Annotated in this window: 16 protein-coding genes; 13 read left to right on the top strand and 3 right to left on the bottom strand. The window is 66.0% G+C overall.

Translation table 11 applies throughout. The features are described from left to right. Nucleotides 1–166: 166 nt before the first annotated feature. The 3 genes from BW991_RS22415 to BW991_RS22405 are packed head-to-tail and all read right to left on the bottom strand — an operon-like array spanning nucleotide 167 to nucleotide 4,136. Complete coding sequence (locus BW991_RS22415; RefSeq protein ID WP_076604336.1) at nucleotides 167–766, bottom strand: c-type cytochrome; 600 nt, start codon at nucleotides 764–766, stop codon at nucleotides 167–169. A gap of 30 nt (nucleotides 767–796) precedes the next feature. After that, on the bottom strand, nucleotides 797–1,432 hold the full coding sequence (locus tag BW991_RS22410; RefSeq protein ID WP_076604335.1) for a response regulator transcription factor: 636 nt from the start codon (nucleotides 1,430–1,432) through the stop codon (nucleotides 797–799). Then, the gene (locus BW991_RS22405; RefSeq protein ID WP_076604334.1) at nucleotides 1,407–4,136 is read right to left on the bottom strand and encodes a PAS domain S-box protein; all 2,730 of its coding nucleotides are present in this window, start codon (nucleotides 4,134–4,136) and stop codon (nucleotides 1,407–1,409) included. The genes BW991_RS22410 and BW991_RS22405 overlap by 26 nt, the downstream gene beginning before the upstream one ends. A gap of 217 nt (nucleotides 4,137–4,353) precedes the next feature. On the opposite strand from BW991_RS22405, the gene BW991_RS22400 reads away from it, so the two are divergent. The 13 genes from BW991_RS22400 (at nucleotide 4,354) to BW991_RS22345 (ending at nucleotide 19,973) form a co-directional block, all read left to right on the top strand. Then, entirely contained in the window at nucleotides 4,354–5,532 is a 1,179-nt protein-coding gene (locus BW991_RS22400) for an ABC transporter substrate-binding protein (protein ID WP_076604333.1), read from the top strand. 357 nt (nucleotides 5,533–5,889) lie between these two features. Next, nucleotides 5,890–8,559, top strand: coding sequence for a pyruvate dehydrogenase (acetyl-transferring), homodimeric type (gene aceE / locus BW991_RS22395; protein WP_076604332.1), 2,670 nt, complete (start codon nucleotides 5,890–5,892; stop codon nucleotides 8,557–8,559). 21 nt (nucleotides 8,560–8,580) lie between these two features. Then, nucleotides 8,581–10,254: a dihydrolipoyllysine-residue acetyltransferase gene (gene aceF, locus BW991_RS22390; protein WP_076604331.1), complete on the top strand. Its 1,674-nt coding sequence runs from the start codon at nucleotides 8,581–8,583 to the stop codon at nucleotides 10,252–10,254. Between the two features lie 12 nt (nucleotides 10,255–10,266). Continuing rightward, nucleotides 10,267–12,069, top strand: a complete 1,803-nt coding sequence (lpdA, locus tag BW991_RS22385) for a dihydrolipoyl dehydrogenase (RefSeq protein WP_076604330.1) — start codon at nucleotides 10,267–10,269, stop codon at nucleotides 12,067–12,069. A gap of 181 nt (nucleotides 12,070–12,250) precedes the next feature. Continuing rightward, a complete protein-coding gene (locus BW991_RS23965) occupies nucleotides 12,251–12,412 on the top strand; it encodes a hypothetical protein (protein WP_170879159.1) in 162 nt (53 codons plus the stop codon). A gap of 145 nt (nucleotides 12,413–12,557) precedes the next feature. Next, nucleotides 12,558–14,372: a GGDEF domain-containing protein gene (locus tag BW991_RS22380; RefSeq protein WP_076604329.1), complete on the top strand. Its 1,815-nt coding sequence runs from the start codon at nucleotides 12,558–12,560 to the stop codon at nucleotides 14,370–14,372. 220 nt (nucleotides 14,373–14,592) lie between these two features. Continuing rightward, nucleotides 14,593–15,795, top strand: coding sequence for a flagellin (locus tag BW991_RS22375; RefSeq protein ID WP_076604328.1), 1,203 nt, complete (start codon nucleotides 14,593–14,595; stop codon nucleotides 15,793–15,795). A gap of 80 nt (nucleotides 15,796–15,875) precedes the next feature. Then, a complete protein-coding gene (locus BW991_RS22370; RefSeq protein ID WP_076604327.1) occupies nucleotides 15,876–16,244 on the top strand; it encodes a flagellar protein FlaG in 369 nt (122 codons plus the stop codon). Between the two features lie 16 nt (nucleotides 16,245–16,260). Continuing rightward, complete coding sequence (gene fliD, locus BW991_RS22365) at nucleotides 16,261–17,685, top strand: flagellar filament capping protein FliD (RefSeq protein ID WP_076604326.1); 1,425 nt, start codon at nucleotides 16,261–16,263, stop codon at nucleotides 17,683–17,685. Nucleotides 17,686–17,700: 15 nt separating this feature from the next. Continuing rightward, on the top strand, nucleotides 17,701–18,111 hold the full coding sequence (gene fliS, locus BW991_RS22360) for a flagellar export chaperone FliS (RefSeq protein ID WP_076604325.1): 411 nt from the start codon (nucleotides 17,701–17,703) through the stop codon (nucleotides 18,109–18,111). 11 nt (nucleotides 18,112–18,122) lie between these two features. Further along, nucleotides 18,123–18,455 carry a flagellar protein FliT gene (locus BW991_RS22355; protein ID WP_076604324.1) on the top strand — a complete coding sequence of 111 codons (333 nt, stop codon included), beginning with the start codon at nucleotides 18,123–18,125 and terminating at the stop codon, nucleotides 18,453–18,455. Nucleotides 18,456–18,502: 47 nt separating this feature from the next. Next, the gene (gene fliK / locus BW991_RS22350) at nucleotides 18,503–19,666 is read left to right on the top strand and encodes a flagellar hook-length control protein FliK (RefSeq protein ID WP_076604323.1); all 1,164 of its coding nucleotides are present in this window, start codon (nucleotides 18,503–18,505) and stop codon (nucleotides 19,664–19,666) included. Further along, nucleotides 19,653–19,973 carry an EscU/YscU/HrcU family type III secretion system export apparatus switch protein gene (locus BW991_RS22345; RefSeq protein ID WP_076604322.1) on the top strand — a complete coding sequence of 107 codons (321 nt, stop codon included), beginning with the start codon at nucleotides 19,653–19,655 and terminating at the stop codon, nucleotides 19,971–19,973. The genes fliK and BW991_RS22345 overlap by 14 nt, the downstream gene beginning before the upstream one ends. Nucleotides 19,974–20,002 lie beyond the last annotated feature (29 nt).

Raw genomic sequence — 20,002 nt, 5'->3', positions numbered from 1 at the left:
GAAATCCCACACTCAGACCATACAGGTTTGGCACCATATACCCCCAACAAAATTAATGGCCGCAAATATTAATTTAATAACGACCATTAACGGGCGCATGCACCCAAACTTGAGCCCCGGTGACAGGTCGGCGTCAACGCGGTCGACGGGCGCCGACCGGCGGCACTCACTCCATCACGCTGAGGAACCTTGCGACGGCCTCGATCTCCGGGTCGGCGATGTTCTCGACGACCGTATGCATGACCATGTTGGGTGAGGTGCGGGAATGCTCGCGGAAGGCCCGCAACTGCGCAGCGAGATATTGCGCGTGCTGGCCGGCGAGGCGCGGCAGGTACATCGCGCCGCGGCCCTGCGGCCCGTGACAGGTGGTACAGGCGGTGACGCCTTTTGCGGGGATGCCGGAATAGTAGATGCGGCGGCCGATGTCGACCTGCGCCGGGTCGGCGCCCTGCTCCGGCACCATCGGCTTTGCGCTGAAATACTCGGCCAGTGCGCGCATTTCGCCACCCGAGAGGTCTTCGACGCGCTGCTTCATGCGCTTGCTGGTGCGCACGCCGGTCTTGAAGTTGGCCATCTGCCGGGTGAGGTACTCGACGTCCTGGCCCGCGAGCTTGGGAAACTCGGCCTCGCCGCTGAGTCCGCTCACGCCGTGGCACTTGCGGCAGCGCTCGCGGACCAGCTGCTCCGCCGGCCGGTCGGGGGCGGCGATCGCCGGTGCCACGCACGCGAGGATGAGGACTGCGACCAGACACTTCCCGACGCTCATGTTTCCCCTCCGCAACAGGCGGCACATCCGTCAGCGGCCGCCACCTCCGGGCGCCGCCAGCACGTTCTGCACGAGTTCGGCCAGCGAGTTGGCCTCCATCTTCTCCATCACACGCGCCCGGTGAACTTCCACCGTCTTGATGCTGATGCCGAGCACGTCGGCAATCTGCTTGTTGAGTTTGCCCGCGATGATGAGATCCAGCACCTCCCGCTCGCGCTGCGTAAGGTGCGTCAGGCGCCGTGCGGTCTCCGCCTCGAGCTGCCGCTTGTCGCGGTTCTGCTGCTCCGCAGCGAGGCATTCCGCGATCAGGTTCAGCATGTCGCGCTCGCTGAAGGGCTTCTCGATGAAATCGACGGCGCCTTTCTTCACCGCCGATACTGCCATCGGCACGTCGCCATGGCCGGTGATGAAAATCACCGGCAGCGTGAAGTGGCGGCGCTTGAGTTCCTCGAAGAGTTCCAGCCCGCTCATACCCGGCATGCGCACGTCGAGCACGAGACAGCCCGTCATCGCCGGGAGGCAGTCGCGCAGGAAGCTTTCGGCGGATTCCCATGCCCGCACGCGATGCCCGCTCGCTTCGAGCAGCCACACGAGCGAATCGCGCAGGGCTTCGTCGTCATCGACGATGTAGATGCATTGTTCAGCTTCGGCGGACGGTGCGGTCACTGGCGATCTCGGTGGGCAAGGTGAATGAGAAGATGGTACCCCCTTCCGGATTGGAGTCCACAATCAATCGTCCGTCATGAAATTCGATGATCGAGCGGCAGATGTTGAGGCCCATCCCCATGCCTTCCGACTTGGTTGTGTAGAAGGGCGTGAACAGGTGGCCGCGCTCCTCGTCGCCGATGCCGTGGCCGCGGTCGATCACGGCCACTTCGACTGCCCTCGGTCCCAGCGCGCGTGCGCGCACCGTCAGCACGCGCTGCTCGGGCGGCAGGTCGGCCATCGCATCGATGCCGTTTTTGATCAGGTTCAGGACCACCTGCTCGATCATGATGCGGTCCGCGAACACTGCCGGCAGGTCCGGAGCCACCTCCGGCACGATGCGCGAACTCATGCGCCGGGCGTCGATCTCGGCAAAACCGATCGCGTCGTCGAGGACGTCGGAAATCTGCACGGCGCTGCGGCGCGGCTCGCTCTTTTTTACGAACTCGCGGATGCGGCGGATGATCTTGCCGGCGCGCTCGGCCTGGAAGCTCGCCTTCTGCATCGCCGCCAGCAAATCCTCCTCGCGCACGCTACCCGACTGGATGCGCGTCACGCAGCCCATGCAGTAGTTGGCAATGGCCGACAGCGGCTGGTTGAGCTCGTGCGCGAGCGTGGACGCCATCTCGCCCATCGTGATCAGGCGCGAGGTGCGCTGCAGGCGCTCGGCCTGCTGGCGCGAGACTTCGGCGGTCTGCTTGCGCTCGGTGATGTCGGTCGCGATGCCCATGCGCACAACGCGCCCGTCCACCCAGCGCGTCGCATGCTCGCGCACGTGGTACCAGCGTCCGGACAACGGATGCTGCAGTTCGCCATCGAACAGCTCGCGCGGCAGGTCGGCGGCGGTCAGGCCGCGCGGGTCGACCGGGTAGTCGCCGCGTTCCGGCTGCGGCACGGCGACACCGCGCACCGTCCGGCCCACGGCATCGAAACCGTGGATGCTCTTGAACGCGCGGTTGGCGAACAGGATCTCGTCGGTACGTGCATCGGCCACGAACACCGCCGCCTCGAGACCGTCCAGCACCGCTTCGAAGCGCTCGTGCGCGGCTTCGAGCGCGGCGCGGATGCGCTTGGGTTCGGTAATGTCGGTGACCGAGGCCATCCAGCCGGTCTGCACGCCGTTGGCGTCGATCAGCGGCGAAAGGTAGAAGCGCGCGTCGATGCGCTCGCCGTTCTTGCGCCGGATGTGCATCTCGAAACCGCTCGGCGGCGCACGTCCCAGCAGGGTCAGGTCGAGGTTTTGGCTGCACAGCTCCAACTCCTCCGGCGCCCAGTACGGGAAGGGCCGCGTCGCACCGAGGAGCTCCTCCTGCTCGAAGCCGACCATGCGGCAGAAGGCGGAGTTCACATAGATGATCCGGCCCGTGAGGTCGATCGCGCGCATGCCGGTCATCACCGACTCTTCCATCGCCTTGCGGAAGGCCGATTCCGCCCGCAGCGCCTCCTCGCCCGCCTTGCGCCCGGTGATGTCGTGCGCGACGGCATACACCAGCTTTTCCTCGCGCACCGGATTGATGCTCCAGTCGAGCCAGCGAAAGCTGCCGTCGGCACAGCGGCAGCGGATCTCGAAGCTCACCGGCTGACCTTCCGCGAGCCGACGCATCTGCTCGACGGCGAAGGGGACGTCATCGGCGTGGACGAGATCGAGCAGCGGACGCCCGGGCAAGTCGTCCGGCAGATAGCCGAGGATGCGCTCGAACGCCGGGTTCGCGCGCCGGAACACGCCGTCCAGACCGACGATGCACAGCAGGTCGAGCGACAGGTTGAACAGCCGGTCGCGCTCCTTCTCGACGCGCACGCGCCGCTGTACGTGCGAACGCAGCAGCCATAGGGTCCACAACACGATCACCGACAGCCCGATGATCATCGCCGTCGGCAGGGCCTGCGGCAGCTGGCTGGGGGTGCGGAAGGCCGTTGCGCGCAGCACGAGGCCGGTGCCGGGCGGGTCGAGCGGAATCGAATACGAAATCGACTGGTCGAGGTCCACGACGCTGGAATTCACCGCCAGCGTCTCGCCCTGCGGGCCGATCAGCGCGAGATGGTACTTCTCGCCGAACCAGCTCGGCACAAGGTACTGCAGCACGCGCTCGATCGAATACACGCCGACGATCGCACCGAGGAACTCGCGCCCGTGCCGCACCGGCACGAACACGTCCAGCACGTGGCGCTTGCCCGGCGTCTGGTAGGCCTCGCCGTAGGTGGCATGCCCGGTGTCCCGCGCCCGGTACAGGGTGGCCGCCTGCACGCGCGACAGCGCGTCGCCCGTCAGCCAGTCGGTGGTATCGAAGGGCGCGGTCCAGCGCACCAGCTCTTCCGGGCCGACCCAGACGACGTTCACCAATTCACCGTTGTTGGCGATGTGCTGGTTGGCACGCACCTGGAAGCCATTCTGGTCGAGCGCCGACACGGCCAGATCGCGGGCGAGCTGGCTCAGGAACTCCTCGGTGCCCTGCATGTGCAGGCGCATCGTCTGTTCCGCCCACTGCACGTCGCGGGCGACCGCGTTGCGCTGCGTTTCGGCGTCGCGCAACTGCAGCAGCCACACCAGACCCAGCATCGTGAGCGCGAAGATGCCCACCGCCACATAAGGGGCGGTCCAGTACAGTCGGGTCCGCGCAAGGCGGCCGGATTCGGCGGATTCGGCGGATTCGGCGGATTCGGGCATCGGAATGCGGAGCAGGCGGCAGGATCGGACGACGGACCGCCAACGCGCGCATCCGCGCAAGCGGCCCGGTCCGCCGCAATTGTCATGGCGGCAGCGCGCCGGCGTCAGTCGGGTTTTCCCCTAAAAGCTCTCGCGACGCTTCGGGTTTCCGCCAATTCTGCCGGACCGGCACCGAACGTACATTGGTGGCCTTGCCCATCTGACGTGAGATTTCCGCGTGCTGCGCCTGATCCTTGCACTGCTGTATCTCCTCGCCCAGCCCGCACTGGCGGCCGATCCCGTACGCATCGGGGTGTCCGGTCCGTTCACAGGCGGCTCCAGCCCGATGGGGATATCCATGCGCGAGGGCATCCGCATCGCCGCCGCCGAACTGAATGCGCGGGGCGGCGTGCTGGGGCGCCCGATCGAACTGGTGGAACGCGACGACGAGGCGCGCAACGAGCGCGGCGCACAGGTCGTGCAGGAGCTCATCACCAGGCAGCGCGTCGTCGCAGGGCTGGGCATCGCCAACACCGGCGTCGCCCTCGCGAGCCAGCGCTTCTACCAGGAAGCACGCATCCCGGTGATCACCTCGGTCGCCACGGGCTCCGTCGTGACCCGGCAATTCCTGCCCCCGCAGCATCCGGACAACTTCGTCTTCCGCGTCTCCGCCAGCGACACGATACAGGCGGCGATGATCGTCAGCGAAGCCGTCGAGCGACGCGGACTGAAGCACGTCGCGATCTTCCACGACGCCACGAACTACGGCCAGCTCGGACGCGAGGACCTCGAACGCACGCTCGCCGAGCGCAACCTGAAGCCGGTCGCCGTCGAGCGCTTCAATCTCCAGCAGACCGACATGACGATGCAGTTGCGCCGTGCGCGCGACGCCGGCGCGGAAGCGATCCTGACCTACGGCATCGGCCCGGAACTCGCGCAGATCGCCAACGGCATGGCACGCATCAACTGGCGCGTGCCGCTGATTGGCAGCTGGACGCTGGCGATGTCGAACTTCATCGACAACGCCGGACCCAACGCCGAAGGCGCACGCATGCCACAGACATTCATACCGGAACCGACGAGCCCGCGTCGCAAGACCTTCATCGACGCGTGGCGCGCATCGACCGGCAGCGGACGCATTCCGGTCCCTCCTGCCGCCGCACAGGGGTATGATTCGCTCCTTCTGCTCGCCGCTGCGATCCGCCAGGCCGGCACCACCGATGGCGACCGCGTCCGCGAGGCGCTGGAAAACCTGAACGAGAAGATCGAGGGCGTGGTCATGACGTATCGCACCCCCTTTTCGAAGGACCGCCACGAGACGATTACCAGCGTCCATGATATTTTCATGGGCGAGGTACGCGACGGTCGCGTGGTGTTCGCCTACGATGAAGACCGTCGCAGGGCATCGGGCCGCTAGCCCCTCCGCATCCCGCTTTCCGAATCGGCCGGGAGATCTTCCTCTCCCTCCCTTTCTCCCGGCCGATTTTTTTCCCGCCCGCACCCGGGCGAACCGCTTCTTCCCCTCTGCACCCGTCCCGCTTCCGTCCGCCACGAACGCGCCCGATGCCGTTCGCGGCGCGGCTTTTGCCGTGCTTTCCGCATGCCCGTTTCCATGCCCGAAATGAGCACCGGGAGTTATTGCACATCCTGAAATCTCGTTTTAGAATGCGAAAAATGCTGCTCGACGACCTCGACCGGCGACTTACGGATTCGACCCGAATCACCGCAAGGGCGGATTCGCCAAACCGCGAAGCTCAACACAAGGAGACAGAGCATGGCCGCGACACCCAACGTAACGCTGCAGACGGACCCGGACACCGTGGAGACCCAGGAATGGCTGGACGCCCTCCAGGCGGTCGTTGCCAATGAAGGCCAGGACCGCGCGCACTTCCTGATCGAGAAGCTGATCGAAGCCGGCCGCGAGGAAGGCATCGACATCCCCTACTCGGCGACGACGCAGTACATCAACACCATCCCCGCCAGCCAGCAGCCGAAGTACCCCGGCAATCCGGACATGGAGATCAAGCTGCACTCCTACATCCGCTGGAACGCGATGGCGATGGTCGTGCGCGCGAACAAGCACACCAACGTCGGCGGCCACATCGCCTCCTTCGCGTCCGCGGCAGCGCTCTACGACGTGGGTTTCTCGCATTTCTGGCGCGCCCCCAGCGCCGAACACGGCGGCGACCTGATCTTCTTCCAGGGCCACTCGGTCCCCGGCGTCTATGCGCGCGCCTACATGCTCGGCCGCCTCACCGAAGAGCAGATGGACAGCTTCCGCCAGGAAGTCGACGGCAAGGGCATCTCGTCCTACCCGCACCCCTGGCTGATGCCGGACTTCTGGCAGTTCCCGACGGTGTCGATGGGCCTCGGCCCCCTGTGCGCGATCTACGCCGCACGCTTCATGAAGTACATGGATTCGCGCGACATGGCCAAGGCGCAGGACCGCAAGGTCTGGGCCTTCCTCGGCGACGGCGAGACCGACGAAGTCGAATCGCTGGGCGCGATCGGCATGGCCGGGCGTGAAAAGCTCGACAACCTGGTCTTCGTCATCAACTGCAACCTGCAGCGCCTGGACGGCCCGGTGCGCGGCAACGGCAAGATCATCCAGGAACTGGAAGCCGAATTCCGCGGCGCCGGCTGGAACGTCATCAAGCTCGTGTGGGGCACGCACTGGGACGCCCTGCTCGCCCGCGACACCAAGGGCCTGCTGAAGAAGCGCATGATGGATTGCGTCGATGGCGAGTACCAGACCTTCAAGGCCAAGGACGGCGCCTACGTGCGCGAGCACTTCTTCAACACGCCGGAACTGAAGGCGATGGTCGCCGACTGGACCGACGAGGAAATCTGGCAACTCAACCGCGGCGGCCACGACCTGTTCAAGATCTTCTCGGCCTACAAGGCGGCAGTCGAGCACAAGGGCCAGCCGACGCTGATCCTCGCCAAGACCGTCAAGGGCTTCGGCATGGGCCAGGCCGGCGAGGCGATGAACATCTCGCACCAGCAGAAGAAGCTCGACGAAGAGGCAATCCGCCGCTTCCGCGACCGCTTCGGCATCCCCGTGCCGGACGACAAGATCGCAGAACTGCCCTACCTGAAGTTCGCCGAAGACTCGCCCGAATACAAGTACATGATGGAGCGCCGCGTGTCGCTCGGCGGCTTCCTGCCGCAGCGCCGCCGCAAGGCCGAGCCGCTCGCCGTGCCGGCGCTCGAAAACTTCGCCGCGCTGCTGAAGGCCTCGGGCGAAGGCCGCGAGCTGTCGACGACGATGGCAATCGTGCGCATCATGAACACGCTGCTCAAGGACAAGCAGATCGGCCGTCACGTCGTGCCGATCGTCCCGGACGAATCGCGCACCTTCGGCATGGAAGGCATGTTCCGCCAGTACGGCATCTGGAACCAGCAAGGCCAGAACTACGTGCCGGAAGACCATGACCAGCTGATGTTCTACAAGGAATCGAAGACCGGCCAGGTACTGCAGGAAGGTATCAACGAAGCCGGCGCGATGGCCGACTGGATCGCTGCCGGCACCGCGTACTCGGTGCACGGCGTACAGATGGTGCCGTTCTACATCTTCTATTCGATGTTCGGCCTGCAGCGCACGATGGACCTGTGCTGGGCGGCCGCGGACCAGCGCACCCGCGGCTTCATGATCGGCGGCACCGCCGGACGCACGACGCTCAACGGCGAAGGCCTGCAGCACGAAGACGGCCACAGCCTGCTGCTCGCGAACATGATCCCGAACTGCATCAGCTACGACCCCACCTTCCAGTACGAAGTCGCGGTCATCGTGCAGGACGGCATGCGCCGCATGTTCGCCGAGCAGCAGGACGTGTACTACTACATCACGGTGATGAACGAGAACTACGAGCATCCCGAGATGCCTGCCGGCGCCGAAGCCGACATCATCAAGGGCATGTACGCGTTCCGTAAGGGCAGCGAAGGCAAGCTGCGCGTGCAGCTGCTTGGCTCCGGCACCATCTTCCGCGAAGTCATCGCCGCGGCCGACCTGCTGAAGAACGACTGGGGCGTCGAAGCCGACATCTGGGGCTGCCCGAGCTTCAACGAGCTCGCCCGTGACGGCCAGGACGCGGAACGCTGGAACATGCTGCACCCGATGGAAGCGCCGCGCCTGTCGCACGTCGAGAAGTGCCTGAAGGACACCACCGGCCCGGTGATCGCCGCGACCGACTACATCCGCATGTTCTCCGAGCAGATCCGTCCCTTCGTCAAGCGCACCTACTCGACGCTGGGCACCGACGGTTTCGGCCGTTCGGACACGCGCGAGAAGCTGCGCCACTTCTTCGAGGTGGACCGCCACTGGGTCACCGTTGCCGCACTGAAGGCACTCGCCGACGACGGCCTGATCGAGCGCGACAAGGTCGCCGCCGCGTTGCTGAAGTACAACCTCGATCCCGCCAAGCCCAACCCGATGAGCGTCTAAGAGAGCGAGGGAGACAAGAACATGAGCCAAATCATTGAAGTGAAGGTTCCGGACATCGGCGATTTCTCCGACGTGCCGGTCATCGAGCTGTTCGTGAAGGTCGGCGACACCATCAAGGTCGATGACGCGATCGCGACGCTCGAATCGGACAAGGCGACGATGGACGTGCCGTCGTCCGCCGCCGGCGTGGTCAAGGAAGTGCTGGTCGGCGTCGGCGACAAGGTCGCCGAAGGCAGCGTGCTGATTAAGGTCGAGGCTGCCGGCGCTGCTGCCGCAGCAGCCCCCGCCCCGGCGCCCGCCCCTGCTGCTGCTCCGGCACCGGCGGCTGCCGCTCCGGCCCCAGCGCCCGCAGCGGCACCGGCCGCGGCCGGCCCGATCGAAGTCGCTGTGCCGGACATCGGCGACTTCTCCGACGTGCCGGTGATCGAACTGTTCGTAAAGGTCGGCGACACGATCAAGGTCGATGACGCGATCGCGACGCTCGAATCGGACAAGGCGACGATGGACGTGCCGTCGTCGGCCGCCGGCGTGGTCAAGGAAGTGAAGGTCAAGCTCGGCGACAAGGTGTCGATGGGCTCCGTCCTGATCGTGGTCGAAGGCGCTGGCGCCGCGCCTGCCGCCGCCCCCGCACCGGCCGCAGCTCCGGCCCCCGCCTCGACCCCGTCGGGTGCCGTCCCCGCCGCGTCGACCGCTGCATTCGGACAGTCCGCGCTGTCGGCCCCCGCCGTCGCCGCCCCTGCCGCGCCGTCTGCCGTCACCCTCGGCGGCAAGGTACACGCCAGCCCGTCGGTGCGCGCCTACTCCCGCGAACTGGGTGTCGATCTCGCCCAGGTCAGAGCGACCGGCCCGAAGGGTCGCATCCTGAAGGAAGACGTCACCGCCTTCGTCAAGGGCGCGATGCAGACCGGCGTCGTCCCGGGCAAGGCGGTGGCCGCCACCTCGGTCGGCAGCCTCGGTGGCGGACTGGATCTGCTGCCCTGGCCGAAGGTCGATTTCTCCAAGTTCGGCGAAGTCGAGTCGAAGCCGCTGTCGCGCATCAAGAAGATCTCCGGCCAGAACCTCGCCCGCAACTGGGCGATGATCCCGGCGGTGACCTACCACGAGGACGCCGACATCACCGACCTCGAAGCCTTCCGCGTCCTGATGAACAAGGAGAACGAGAAGTCGGGCAAGAAGCTCACGATGCTCGCCTTCATCATCAAGGCCTCGGTGCGCGCGCTGCAGGAATTCCCCGAGTTCAACACCTCGCTCGACGGCGACAATTTGGTCTACAAGAAGTACTTCAACATCGCCTTCGCCGCGGACACCCCGAACGGCCTGGTCGTGCCGGTGGTGAAGAACGCCGACAAGAAGAGCGTGTTCGAGATCGCCGCCGAAACCGGCGAACTGGCGAAGAAGGCGCGCGACGGCAAGCTCGGCCCGGCCGACATGTCCGGCGCCTGCTTCACGATCTCCTCGCTTGGCGGCATCGGCGGCACGTACTTCGCGCCGATCGTCAATGCACCGGAAGTCGCGATCCTCGGCGTCAACAAGTCGGTGATGAAGCCGGTGTGGGACGGCAAGCAGTTCGTGCCCCGCCTGACCCTGCCGATGTCGCTGACCGCCGACCACCGCGTCATCGACGGCGCGCTGGCGACCCGCTTCAACGTCTATCTCGCTCAACTGCTGGCCGACTTCCGTCGGGTCATGCTGTAAGGAGGCCGCACCATGAGCCAAGTTGAAGTCAAGGTTCCGGACATCGGCGATTTCGAGTCCGTCCCCATCATCGAGCTGTTCGTGAAGGCCGGCGACACCATCAAGGTCGACGACGCGATCTGCACGCTCGAATCGGACAAGGCGACGATGGACGTGCCGTCGTCCGCCGCGGGTGTCGTCACCGAAGTGCTGGTGAAGGTCGGCGACAAGGTCGGCGAAGGCGCGGTGCTGCTGAAGGTTGAAGCGGCGGGCGCTGCCGCCGCGGCTGCACCCGCCGCCGCTCCGACTCCGGCCGCCGCTCCGACTCCGGCCGCCGCCCCCGCGGCACCGGCTGCTGCCCCCGTCGCGGCTCCGACAGCGTCGAGCCACGCCGGCGGCGCCGACATCGAGTGCGACATGCTCGTGCTCGGCGCCGGCCCCGGCGGCTACTCGGCCGCGTTCCGCTCCGCCGACCTCGGCCTCAAGACCGTGATCGTCGAGCGCTACGCCACCCTCGGCGGCGTGTGCCTGAACGTCGGCTGCATCCCGTCGAAGGCGCTGCTGCACGTCGCCGCGGTCATGGACGAGGCCGAGCACATGTCCGCCGCCGGCATCACCTTCGCCAAGCCCACCGTCGACATCGACGCGCTGCGCGCCCACAAGGACAAGGTCGTCGGCAAACTCACCGGCGGCCTCGCGGGCATGGCCAAGGGCCGCAAGGTCGACGTCGTGCGCGGCTACGGCAGCTTCCTCGACCCGAACCACGTCGAAGTCGAAATCACCAGCGGCGACGCGCAGGACAAGACCGGCGAGAAGAAGATCATCAAGTTCAAGCAGTGCATCATCGCCGCCGGTTCTGCCGCGGTGCACCTGCCCTTCATCCCGCGCGACCCGCGCATCGTCGATTCGACCGGCGCGCTGGAACTCCGTCAGGTGCCGGCCAAGATGCTCGTCATCGGCGGCGGCATCATCGGCCTGGAGATGGCGACGGTGTATTCGACGCTCGGCACCCGTGTCGATGTCGTCGAGATGCTCGACGCCCTCATGCAGGGCCCGGACCGTGACGCCGTCAAGGTGTGGGAGAAGCAGAACGCCCACCGCTTCGACAGCATCATGCTGAAGACCAAGACCGTCGCCGTCGAGGCGAAGGACGACGGCCTGTGGGTCACCTTCGAAGGCGAGAAGGCACCGCAAGGTCCGCAGCGCTACGACATGATCCTGCAGGCCGCCGGTCGCAGCCCCAACGGCAAGAAGATCGCCGCCGACAAGGCGGGCGTCGTCGTCACCGATCGCGGCTTCATCCCGGTCGATGCGCAGATGCGTACCAACGTGCCGCACATCTTCGCCATCGGCGACATCGTCGGCAACCCGATGCTCGCGCACAAGGCGGTGCATGAAGCCCACGTCGCCGCCGAAGTCGCGGCCGGCGAGAAGTCGGCGTTCGACGCGACCGTGATCCCCGGTGTCGCCTACACGCATCCGGAAGTGGCGTGGGTCGGCTACACCGAGGACCAGGCGAAGAAGGAAGGCCGCAAGGTCGAGACTGCCAAGTTCCCGTGGGCCGCTTCCGGGCGCGCGATCGCCAACGGTGCCGATTACGGCTTCACCAAACTGATCTTCGACGCCGAAACGCACCGCGTGATCGGTGGAGCGATCGTCGGCCCTTCGGCCGGCGACATGATCGGCGAAGTGTGCCTCGCCATCGAGATGGGCGCGGACGCGGTGGATATCGGCAAGACCATCCACCCGCACCCGACGCTGGGCGAAACCGTCGGCATGGCGGCCGAGGTCGCGCACGGCAGCTGCACCGACGTGCCGGCACCGCGGAAGAAATAAGCAACGCACAGAGTGGGTTCAAGGGGCGCTTCGGCGCCCCTTTTTCTTTGTGCACGCGCCGCCCGCGTCCGGCGCGCGAACGCCGCACCCATCGCTTGCAGCCGGATTCGAATACTGTATATACTTACAGCGCTCGATCAACACGGCCCCGCAGAGGGCTCTCTTCCCGACGGAGACCAATATGGAACAGTGGATCAATCGACTGCTGATGGGCTGCGGTGGCGCCTCCGGCCTGATGCTCGGCACCGGCCACGTCGTCGAGGCGACGACCCTCGCGGCCGCAACGATCTCCGCAGTATGGTTCATGCGCATGCAGGCTCGCAGCGCCGCCGAAGAGCGCTGAATTCCGGGCTTGGCCTGTCAAAGCCCGCCGGCTTGGTCATGCATCGGCCGGCAGAAATTTCACGCTAGTCCATGCCCGCATGTCCGGTATTGCGCCGATCTCCCTATAATCGGCGCTCAACCTGCCCGCGTGAAAGCTGCTGTCGATGCCCGCCCCAACCCAGCCATCGGAAATTGCCCGCGAAGTCCTGCGCCTGTTTGCGGCACGGCGCATCTCGCCGACACCGGACAACTTTCGCGCCCTCTACTACGAGGTCGCCGGGACGGCAGACACCGAAGGCACCTTCCCCGACAAGTTCGTGCGCGTCCTCGCGCGGCAATTGCCGCGCGACACCGCAGAACGCGCGCGGATCGCCCGCCAGCTGGACCAGGCTCTGACGGAAGACAATCAGGACACCAGCCGCCAGGCGCTGGCCGATTACCTTGCCAGCCTGAAGACCGAACAGCCGCCCGCCTGGAACGAACTGATCGCCAACTTGCTCAGGCAGTGGGAAGCGCGCCAGCTCGGCTGGACCACCGCACGCAAGCGCGAATCGCTTGAACGCGTGCTCGCGGCCAACGATCCCGCAACCCTGCACGCACGTCTGCAGGCACTGGTCCGCTCGTGGATGCAGGCCCCGGCAGACCCCGAGTCGCCGACACTCCACAGCCTGTCCGACACAGCAAACGCGCCTGCGAACGGGCCGTCCGCGGGCACGCCCCCCGCTGGCGTCGCCCCCGAAGTGCGCCAGACCGCGTCCGGAGAAGCGGGCGAACTGCTGGCCACCCAACAGGAGCTGCTGCAACTCGCGCTCGATACGGTGCTCCCCCCGCTGCTCGCCGAACAACCCGAACTTGCGCAGGAAGCCGACAGACTCGCCGGATCGGTCAAGACCGCGAGCAGCGCGGACGAACTGCATAACATCGCCACGCGCATGCGCAAGTTCGCCTACCGGCTCGAAATGGTCGCGGGTGACCGGGCCGAAATCGACGCCGGACTGCGCAACCTGCTGCGCCTGCTGCTCGACAACATCGACCAGATCGTCGTCGACGACAGCTGGCTCAGTGGCCAGATCGAGGTCCTGCGCGACGTCCTCGGCAAACCGGCGAACGTGCGCCTCATCGACGACGCAGAGCGCCGCCTGCGCGAGATCATCTACAAGCAGAGCCAGCTCAAGCACAACCACTCCGAAGCCCAGCGCTCGCTCAAGGAACTGCTCGCCGGTTTCGTCGACCACCTCGCCAGCTTCGCCGAAACCACCGGCGCCTACCACGACCGCATCGGCAACTGTGCCGACCGCATTTCCACCGCACGCGACATCACCGAGATCAGCGGAGTCCTTGGCGAAGTGATGCGCGAAACGCTCACGATGCGCGACACCGCCCGACGCTCCCGCGACGAACTTGACGCCACGCGCGAACGCGCCCGCGAAGCCGAACAACGGATGAACGAACTGCAGCGGCAGCTCGACGAAACGAGCCGCCTCATGCGCCACGACCAGCTCACCGGCGTGCTCAATCGTCGCGGCCTGGAAGAAACCTTCGACAAGGAAGCCGCCCGCGCCCGCCGCCACGGCAGCCCCCTGAGCCTCGCCCTGCTCGACCTCGACAACTTCAAGCAGCTCAACGACACCTTCGGACACCGCACCGGCGACAACGCCCTCATCCACCTCGCCACCATCATCCGGCAGAGCCTGCGCCCGCAGGACACCATCTCCCGCCACGGCGGCGAGGAATTCATCCTGCTCTACCCGGACACCTCCATCGATCAAGCCCAAGCGGCCCTCGTCCGCCTGCAACGCGAACTCACGCGCAACTTCTTCCTCACGCACGACCGGAAAGTGCTGATCACGTTCAGCGCCGGCGTCACCGAATGGAACCCCGACGACACGGTGGAAAGCGCCGTGCAGCGCGCCGACGAGGCCATGTACCGAGCGAAGCAGGCGGGCAAGAACAAGGTCGTCGCGCATCCCGTCGCCTGAACCGGACGCGCCCCCGCGAGGACGCCGGCACCCATGAGTGATGCGCGAGCGGGCCATGTGGGGGCCATCACAAGCCCCTCGACAAATCTCCTTGCAAATTCCCTAAAGATTTTTCCGGCCCCTCCGTTAATGGATTCAACGGCAGACAAAACGCCCGCGCAGATGCAAACAGGGCATGAAGCCGGGATAACCGAAGTCACCTTTCGCTAGGAGAAACATCATGGCACAAGTCATCAACACCAACGTCTCGTCGCTCAACGCGCAACGCAACCTGAACACTTCCGGCGCCGCGCTCGCGACCTCGTTGCAGCGCCTGTCCTCGGGCCTGCGCATCAACAGCGCGAAGGACGACGCGGCCGGCCTCGCGATTTCGGAACGCTTCGGCGCGCAGATCCGCGGCCTGAACCAGGCGGTGCGCAACGCCAACGACGGCATCTCGCTCGCACAGACCGCCGAAGGCGCACTCGGCGAGATCGGCAACAACCTCCAGCGCATCCGCGAACTGGCCGTGCAGTCGCGTAACGCGACGAACTCCGACGAAGACCGCGTCGCGCTGCAGAAGGAAGTCATCCAGCTCAAGGCGGAAATCGACCGCGTCGCCGACAACACGACCTTTAACGGCAAGAAACTCATCGATGGCAGCTTCACCGATCAGGACTTCCAGGTCGGCGCGGACCAGGGACAGATCATCACGGTCAGCAATATTGCCGACGCGAACATTGCTGTTTTGGGTAGCTGGACCTCGGCGGCGGCCACCGCTACGACCAGCGGTGCATCGGGTGCTTTTACCACCGCAACGTCCAACGCAATCGGCCAAGCCTTCACCCTCACGGTTGATGGCACGAATGCCTTCACCAAGACCACCACCGCTGCTGTCGAGACGGTAACTGCTGCGGAAGTCCAGACCGGCGTGGATGCGTTTATTGCCGGCTCCGGCGGCGCTTACACAGCGACCGGTACGGTTGCCGGCGGCGATCTGGTGATCAGCAAGGCTGACGGTACCGACATGACCATCGCGCTGACAAACACCTTCAACACCCCGGGCGGCTTCGCCGGCACTATGGTCGGGACGGCCACCAACGGCGATGCCGTGGGCACGGCGATGACCGGTTTCGCCGGCCTCGACATCTCGACCACCGCCGGGGCTGACAATGCGATCGTCGCAATGGACGCGGCACTGAAAGCGGTCAACGGCGCTCGCGCGGATCTCGGCGCGATCCAGAACCGCTTCTCTTCGACGATCGCGAACCTGCAGACCACGTCGGAAAACCTGTCCGCCTCCCGCAGCCGCATCCTCGACGCCGACTTCGCACAGGAAACCGCGAATCTGACGCGCGGCCAGATCCTGCAGCAAGCCGGTACCGCGATGCTCGCGCAGGCGAACTCGCTGCCGAACAACGTGCTCAGCCTGCTCCGCGGCTAAGCGTCGGTTAGACTGGCAACACCCACAGGCGCGGGGCTCGTAAGGGTCTCGCGCCTGTGGCCCATCGGAGAGGTGGAATCATGACCATTCAGAACATCACCAACAACGCAGCCGCGATGAACGCCGGTGTGACGCGGGCGGTCACCGGCGAACGCAGCACGGTTTCCAGTCCGGCCGTACAGCAAGCGACGCCAGCCACCTCCCCACCCACCGCAGTCGCCCCCACGCACGAAGCACTGATCCAGGCGGTAGCCGAAGTGCAAAAAGTGCTGGAACCCGTGGCACGGAACCTGCTGTTCTCGATTGACGAAGAAACCGGGCGTACACTGGTAAAAGTCGTCGACTCGACCACCGACGAGGTGATCCGCCAGATTCCGTCCGAAGAGGTGCTGGCGATTTCCAAGGCTCTCGACCGACTTCAGGGCCTGCTGATACAGCAGAAAGCCTAGCCGCGAGGAGGACATCATGGCTTTGACCGCATCAGGACTCGGCTCCGGACTCGACATCAACGGCATGGTGTCGCAGTTGATGGCCGTCGAACGTCAACCGCTCACGGCGCTGGCGAAGAAGGAAGCGAGCTTCCAGTCCAGGCTGTCGGCGTTTGGCCAGATCAAGAGCAGCCTGGCCGCACTGCAGACCGCGGCAAAAGCGCTGAACGACGCGGCAAAATTTTCCGCCACCAAGGCCACCGTCGGTGCCGACGCGGGCTTCACCGCCACTACCGCCGCTGGCGCAACGACCGGCAACTACTCGGTGCTGGTCGGCAGCCTGGCGGCGGCGCAGCGCGTGGCCAGCAACGCGACCACGCAGTTCGTACCCGCCGACGGCAGCGTCACGCCGCAAACCCTGGACATCCGTTTCGGCAAGATGATCGACGGCGCATTCGTGGCCGGCGAAACCATCAGCGGCACATTCACCGCCGGGGCGGGCACGACGAAGACGCTGAGCTTCACAGGCAAGACGATCGAGGAGCTGCGCGACGCGATCAACACAGCCGATCTCGGCATCTCTGCCAACCTGGTCAATAACGGCACCGCTAAACAGCTGGTGATCACCAGCAAGAACACCGGCGCCGACCAGGCATTCAGCATCGGCGGCAGCGTGGGCCTGAGCTACGATCCGGCGACACCGGCGGGCTCTCCGACCACCACCCGGATACAGTCTTCGCAGGATGCGGCATTTACGGTTGATGGCATCGCCATCACGCGCAGCAGCAATACCGTCAGCGATGTCATCAGCGGCGTAACGCTGGCCCTCACGAAACCGACCACGACGGCTGCCAGCCTCACCGTGGCGAGCGACAAGAGCGGCGCGCGCAGCGCCATCGACGCCTTCGTCAAGGCCTACAACGACACGCAGACCACGCTCAAGAACCTGACCAACTACGACGCCGAGAAGAAGGCCGCATCTGCACTGACCGGCGACTCCACGGCACGCAGCGTGCAGAGCCAGGTGCGCAGCATGGTTGGCGGCACCCTTGCCGGCCTGGGCAATGTCAGCCGCCTCACCGACATCGGCATCACCTTCCAGACTGATGGCAAGCTGTCAGTCGACAGCGCCAAACTGGACGCTGCGCTGCAGGACCCGAAGCTCAACGTCGGGGCATTCTTCGGCGGCGCCGGCAGCGTGAAAGGCCTCGCCGCCACGATCTCGGAAGGTCTCGACAATTTCCTTGCCAGCGACGGCCTGTTGGCCGGGCGCACCGACGGCATCAACGCCTCGATCAAGTCGATCGGCAAACAGCGGGAAGCGTTCGAAGCGCGGCTGGAAGGTATCCAGAAGCGCTACATGGCGCAATTCACGGCTCTCGACGCGATGGTGGCCAGCATGACGCAAACGAGTAACTATCTCACGCAGCAACTCGCGAACCTGCCAAAAATTGGCGAATAACCCCGGAGCAACGCAATGTTCGGCTCATCATCCAACCGCGCATCGGCCTACGCCAAGGTCGGCGTCGAAACCGGCGTGAGCACGGCCGATCCGCACAAGCTGATCCTGATGCTTTTCGACGGCGCGATTCTTTCGATCGCCACTGCTGCAGCAGCAATGGAAAGGAATGATATCGCGGCCAAGGGCCAGTCGATCTCCAAGGCCATCGAGATCATTGTCAACGGCCTGAAGGCCAGTCTCGATCCGGTCGCCGGAGGGGAACTCGCCGGTCGGCTCGATGCGCTGTACGTCTACATGGGCGAACGCCTGCTGTACGCGAACCTGCACAACAGCCGCGCGGCTCTCGACGAGGTCCGCAACCTGCTCGCCACCTTGCGCGAAGCCTGGGCCGGCATCGCACCGGATGCGGCAACCGCGGCAGCCTGAGGAGATCCGTGATGGCATCCCCTCTTTCCCTGTTCGAGTCGATGAGTGTGGTTTCCGCCACGATGGTCGAAGCGGCACGGGCGAACGACTGGGATCGCCTCGTCACGCTGGAGCGCGAGATGGCCGCGTTGCGCAACGAGATCCTGCATGCCGCGGCTGCGGCGCAGGCGCCCCTCGACGCCGCGGAGGCTGTACGCAAGGCGGAACTGATCGCCGCCATGCTCGAGGACGACGTCGAAATCCGCAAACACGTCGAACCCTGGCTCGGCAGCGTGCGCAAGCTACTGTCGGGAACCGCACGCGACCGTGCGGTGCGCGCCGCCTACGGCGCCTTCGGCCCCTGAGGATCTGACCGGCCTCCGGACGGTCTGACGACACAGGAGCGCATACGATGATCCCCTCCGATCTCGCCGCCCGCCTGCGTCTGATCACCGAGGCGAGCCTCTTCGACAGCGAACCGCCGATCAACGGCACGTCGCGTGTGCGCGAGATTCAGGCTCGCCTTCCCGAGCTCCTGCCCGGCGAACGCTTCGTCGCGACGATCGACCGCCGGCTGCCCGATGGCACCTTCAAGGCCGTCGTAGGCGGACGCGATTACACGCTGGCGCTCAATCAGTCGGCGAATACCGGCGACACGCTGGAACTGGTCGTCACTCAAAGCACACCCAAGGCGGTGTTCGCCCAGCTCGCCGAGCCGATGCTCACGGGCAATGAAGGCGCTCGCCCGACGCTCAGCGCCGCCGGGCGGCTGATCGGATTCCTGCTCACGGGGCAGCCCGCTCCGCAGCCTGCGTCGCTCGCGGCCGGAAAACCCATCGTTGCGGCGCCACCGACCAACAATGCCGCCGCGACGCTCGCCCCGGCCCTGCAGCAGGCGCTGTCCCAGAGCGGCCTGTTCTACGAATCCCACCAATTGCAATGGCTCTCGGGCAAGCTCGCGACCTCGGCGCTGTTGCAGGAGCCTCAGGGCGAGCATTTGCGTGGGCCCGCGCCCCAGTCTGCCGGCCCGGCCGATGCAGCCGTACTCGCTCGTTCGCCGGGCCTGCTGCGGGCCGGCACCGACATGGCGGCGAACGCGCCGGCACAAGGGGCGGCCGGGACGGCGGTGGCGGCGAACGAATCCGACGCCGCAGGCGGCACGAATCCGGCACAGGCTCAGGGCATGCGCACAGCTGCCATTCCCGAGCGGCTCGTCCCGGTCGTCTATCAGCAACTCGACGCGATGGCGACACAGAACTACGTCTGGCAGGGACAGGTCTGGCCGGGACAGACGATGGAATGGGAAATCGAGGATCCGCAGCGCGACCGCGAACCGGGTTCGGACGAGCCGCCGACGGAGTGGAAGACCACCTTACGGCTCAGCCTGCCGCGGCTCGGCGGTGTCGAGGCGCTTCTGATCCTGACGCCCGCAGGCGTCGCATTGCGCCTGATGGCCGACGACGACGCTACGGTCGCGGCGCTCGCCAACGCCCGGGCCGAGCTCGACAGCGCCCTCGAAGCGGCCAACGTCCCGCTCACGGGCTTCGTCGCGGAGCGCCGTGATGGCGAACACTGAGCACGATCCGGCACCGCGCGGCGAGGCCGTCGCGCTCGCCTACAGCAAGGGCGACGCCGCACCGCGCGTGGTTGCGAAGGGGCGCGGACTGATCGCGCGCGAGATCATCGAGCGCGCGCGCGAAGCCGGGGTGTTCGTGCACGAATCCCCCGAACTGGTCGGTCTTCTGATGCAGGTCGACCTCGACGCGCGTATCCCGCCCGAGCTGTACGTCGCGGTGGCGGAGTTGCTGGCGTGGATCTATCGTGTCGAGCAGGGCAGCGCGGGCGCGCAGGCGCAAGCACCGGGCGGACCGGCTCGCCCCTGATGAGGCAGCAATCGAATACCTCCGTTCGC

It is taken from the genome of Aromatoleum tolulyticum (assembly GCF_900156155.1).
Taxonomy (GTDB): Bacteria; Pseudomonadota; Gammaproteobacteria; order Burkholderiales; family Rhodocyclaceae; genus Aromatoleum; species Aromatoleum tolulyticum.
Note: the sequence above shows the minus strand (reverse complement) of the source record. Positions and strands in the feature narration are given on the sequence as shown.

What these genes read in the sequence shown, in the direction of transcription:
- BW991_RS22415 (WP_076604336.1), bottom strand. Translation starts at nt 766, where the DNA reads ATGAGCGTCGGGAAGTGTCTGGTCGCAGTCCTCATCCTCGCGTGCGTG.
- BW991_RS22405 (WP_076604334.1), bottom strand. Translation starts at nt 4,136, where the DNA reads ATGCCCGAATCCGCCGAATCCGCCGAATCCGCCGAATCCGGCCGCCTT.
- aceE (WP_076604332.1), top strand. Translation starts at nt 5,890, where the DNA reads ATGGCCGCGACACCCAACGTAACGCTGCAGACGGACCCGGACACCGTG.
- aceF (WP_076604331.1), top strand. Translation starts at nt 8,581, where the DNA reads ATGAGCCAAATCATTGAAGTGAAGGTTCCGGACATCGGCGATTTCTCC.
- lpdA (WP_076604330.1), top strand. Translation starts at nt 10,267, where the DNA reads ATGAGCCAAGTTGAAGTCAAGGTTCCGGACATCGGCGATTTCGAGTCC.
- BW991_RS23965 (WP_170879159.1), top strand. Translation starts at nt 12,251, where the DNA reads ATGGAACAGTGGATCAATCGACTGCTGATGGGCTGCGGTGGCGCCTCC.
- BW991_RS22380 (WP_076604329.1), top strand. Translation starts at nt 12,558, where the DNA reads ATGCCCGCCCCAACCCAGCCATCGGAAATTGCCCGCGAAGTCCTGCGC.
- BW991_RS22375 (WP_076604328.1), top strand. Translation starts at nt 14,593, where the DNA reads ATGGCACAAGTCATCAACACCAACGTCTCGTCGCTCAACGCGCAACGC.
- BW991_RS22370 (WP_076604327.1), top strand. Translation starts at nt 15,876, where the DNA reads ATGACCATTCAGAACATCACCAACAACGCAGCCGCGATGAACGCCGGT.
- fliD (WP_076604326.1), top strand. Translation starts at nt 16,261, where the DNA reads ATGGCTTTGACCGCATCAGGACTCGGCTCCGGACTCGACATCAACGGC.
- fliS (WP_076604325.1), top strand. Translation starts at nt 17,701, where the DNA reads ATGTTCGGCTCATCATCCAACCGCGCATCGGCCTACGCCAAGGTCGGC.
- BW991_RS22355 (WP_076604324.1), top strand. Translation starts at nt 18,123, where the DNA reads ATGGCATCCCCTCTTTCCCTGTTCGAGTCGATGAGTGTGGTTTCCGCC.
- fliK (WP_076604323.1), top strand. Translation starts at nt 18,503, where the DNA reads ATGATCCCCTCCGATCTCGCCGCCCGCCTGCGTCTGATCACCGAGGCG.
- BW991_RS22345 (WP_076604322.1), top strand. Translation starts at nt 19,653, where the DNA reads ATGGCGAACACTGAGCACGATCCGGCACCGCGCGGCGAGGCCGTCGCG.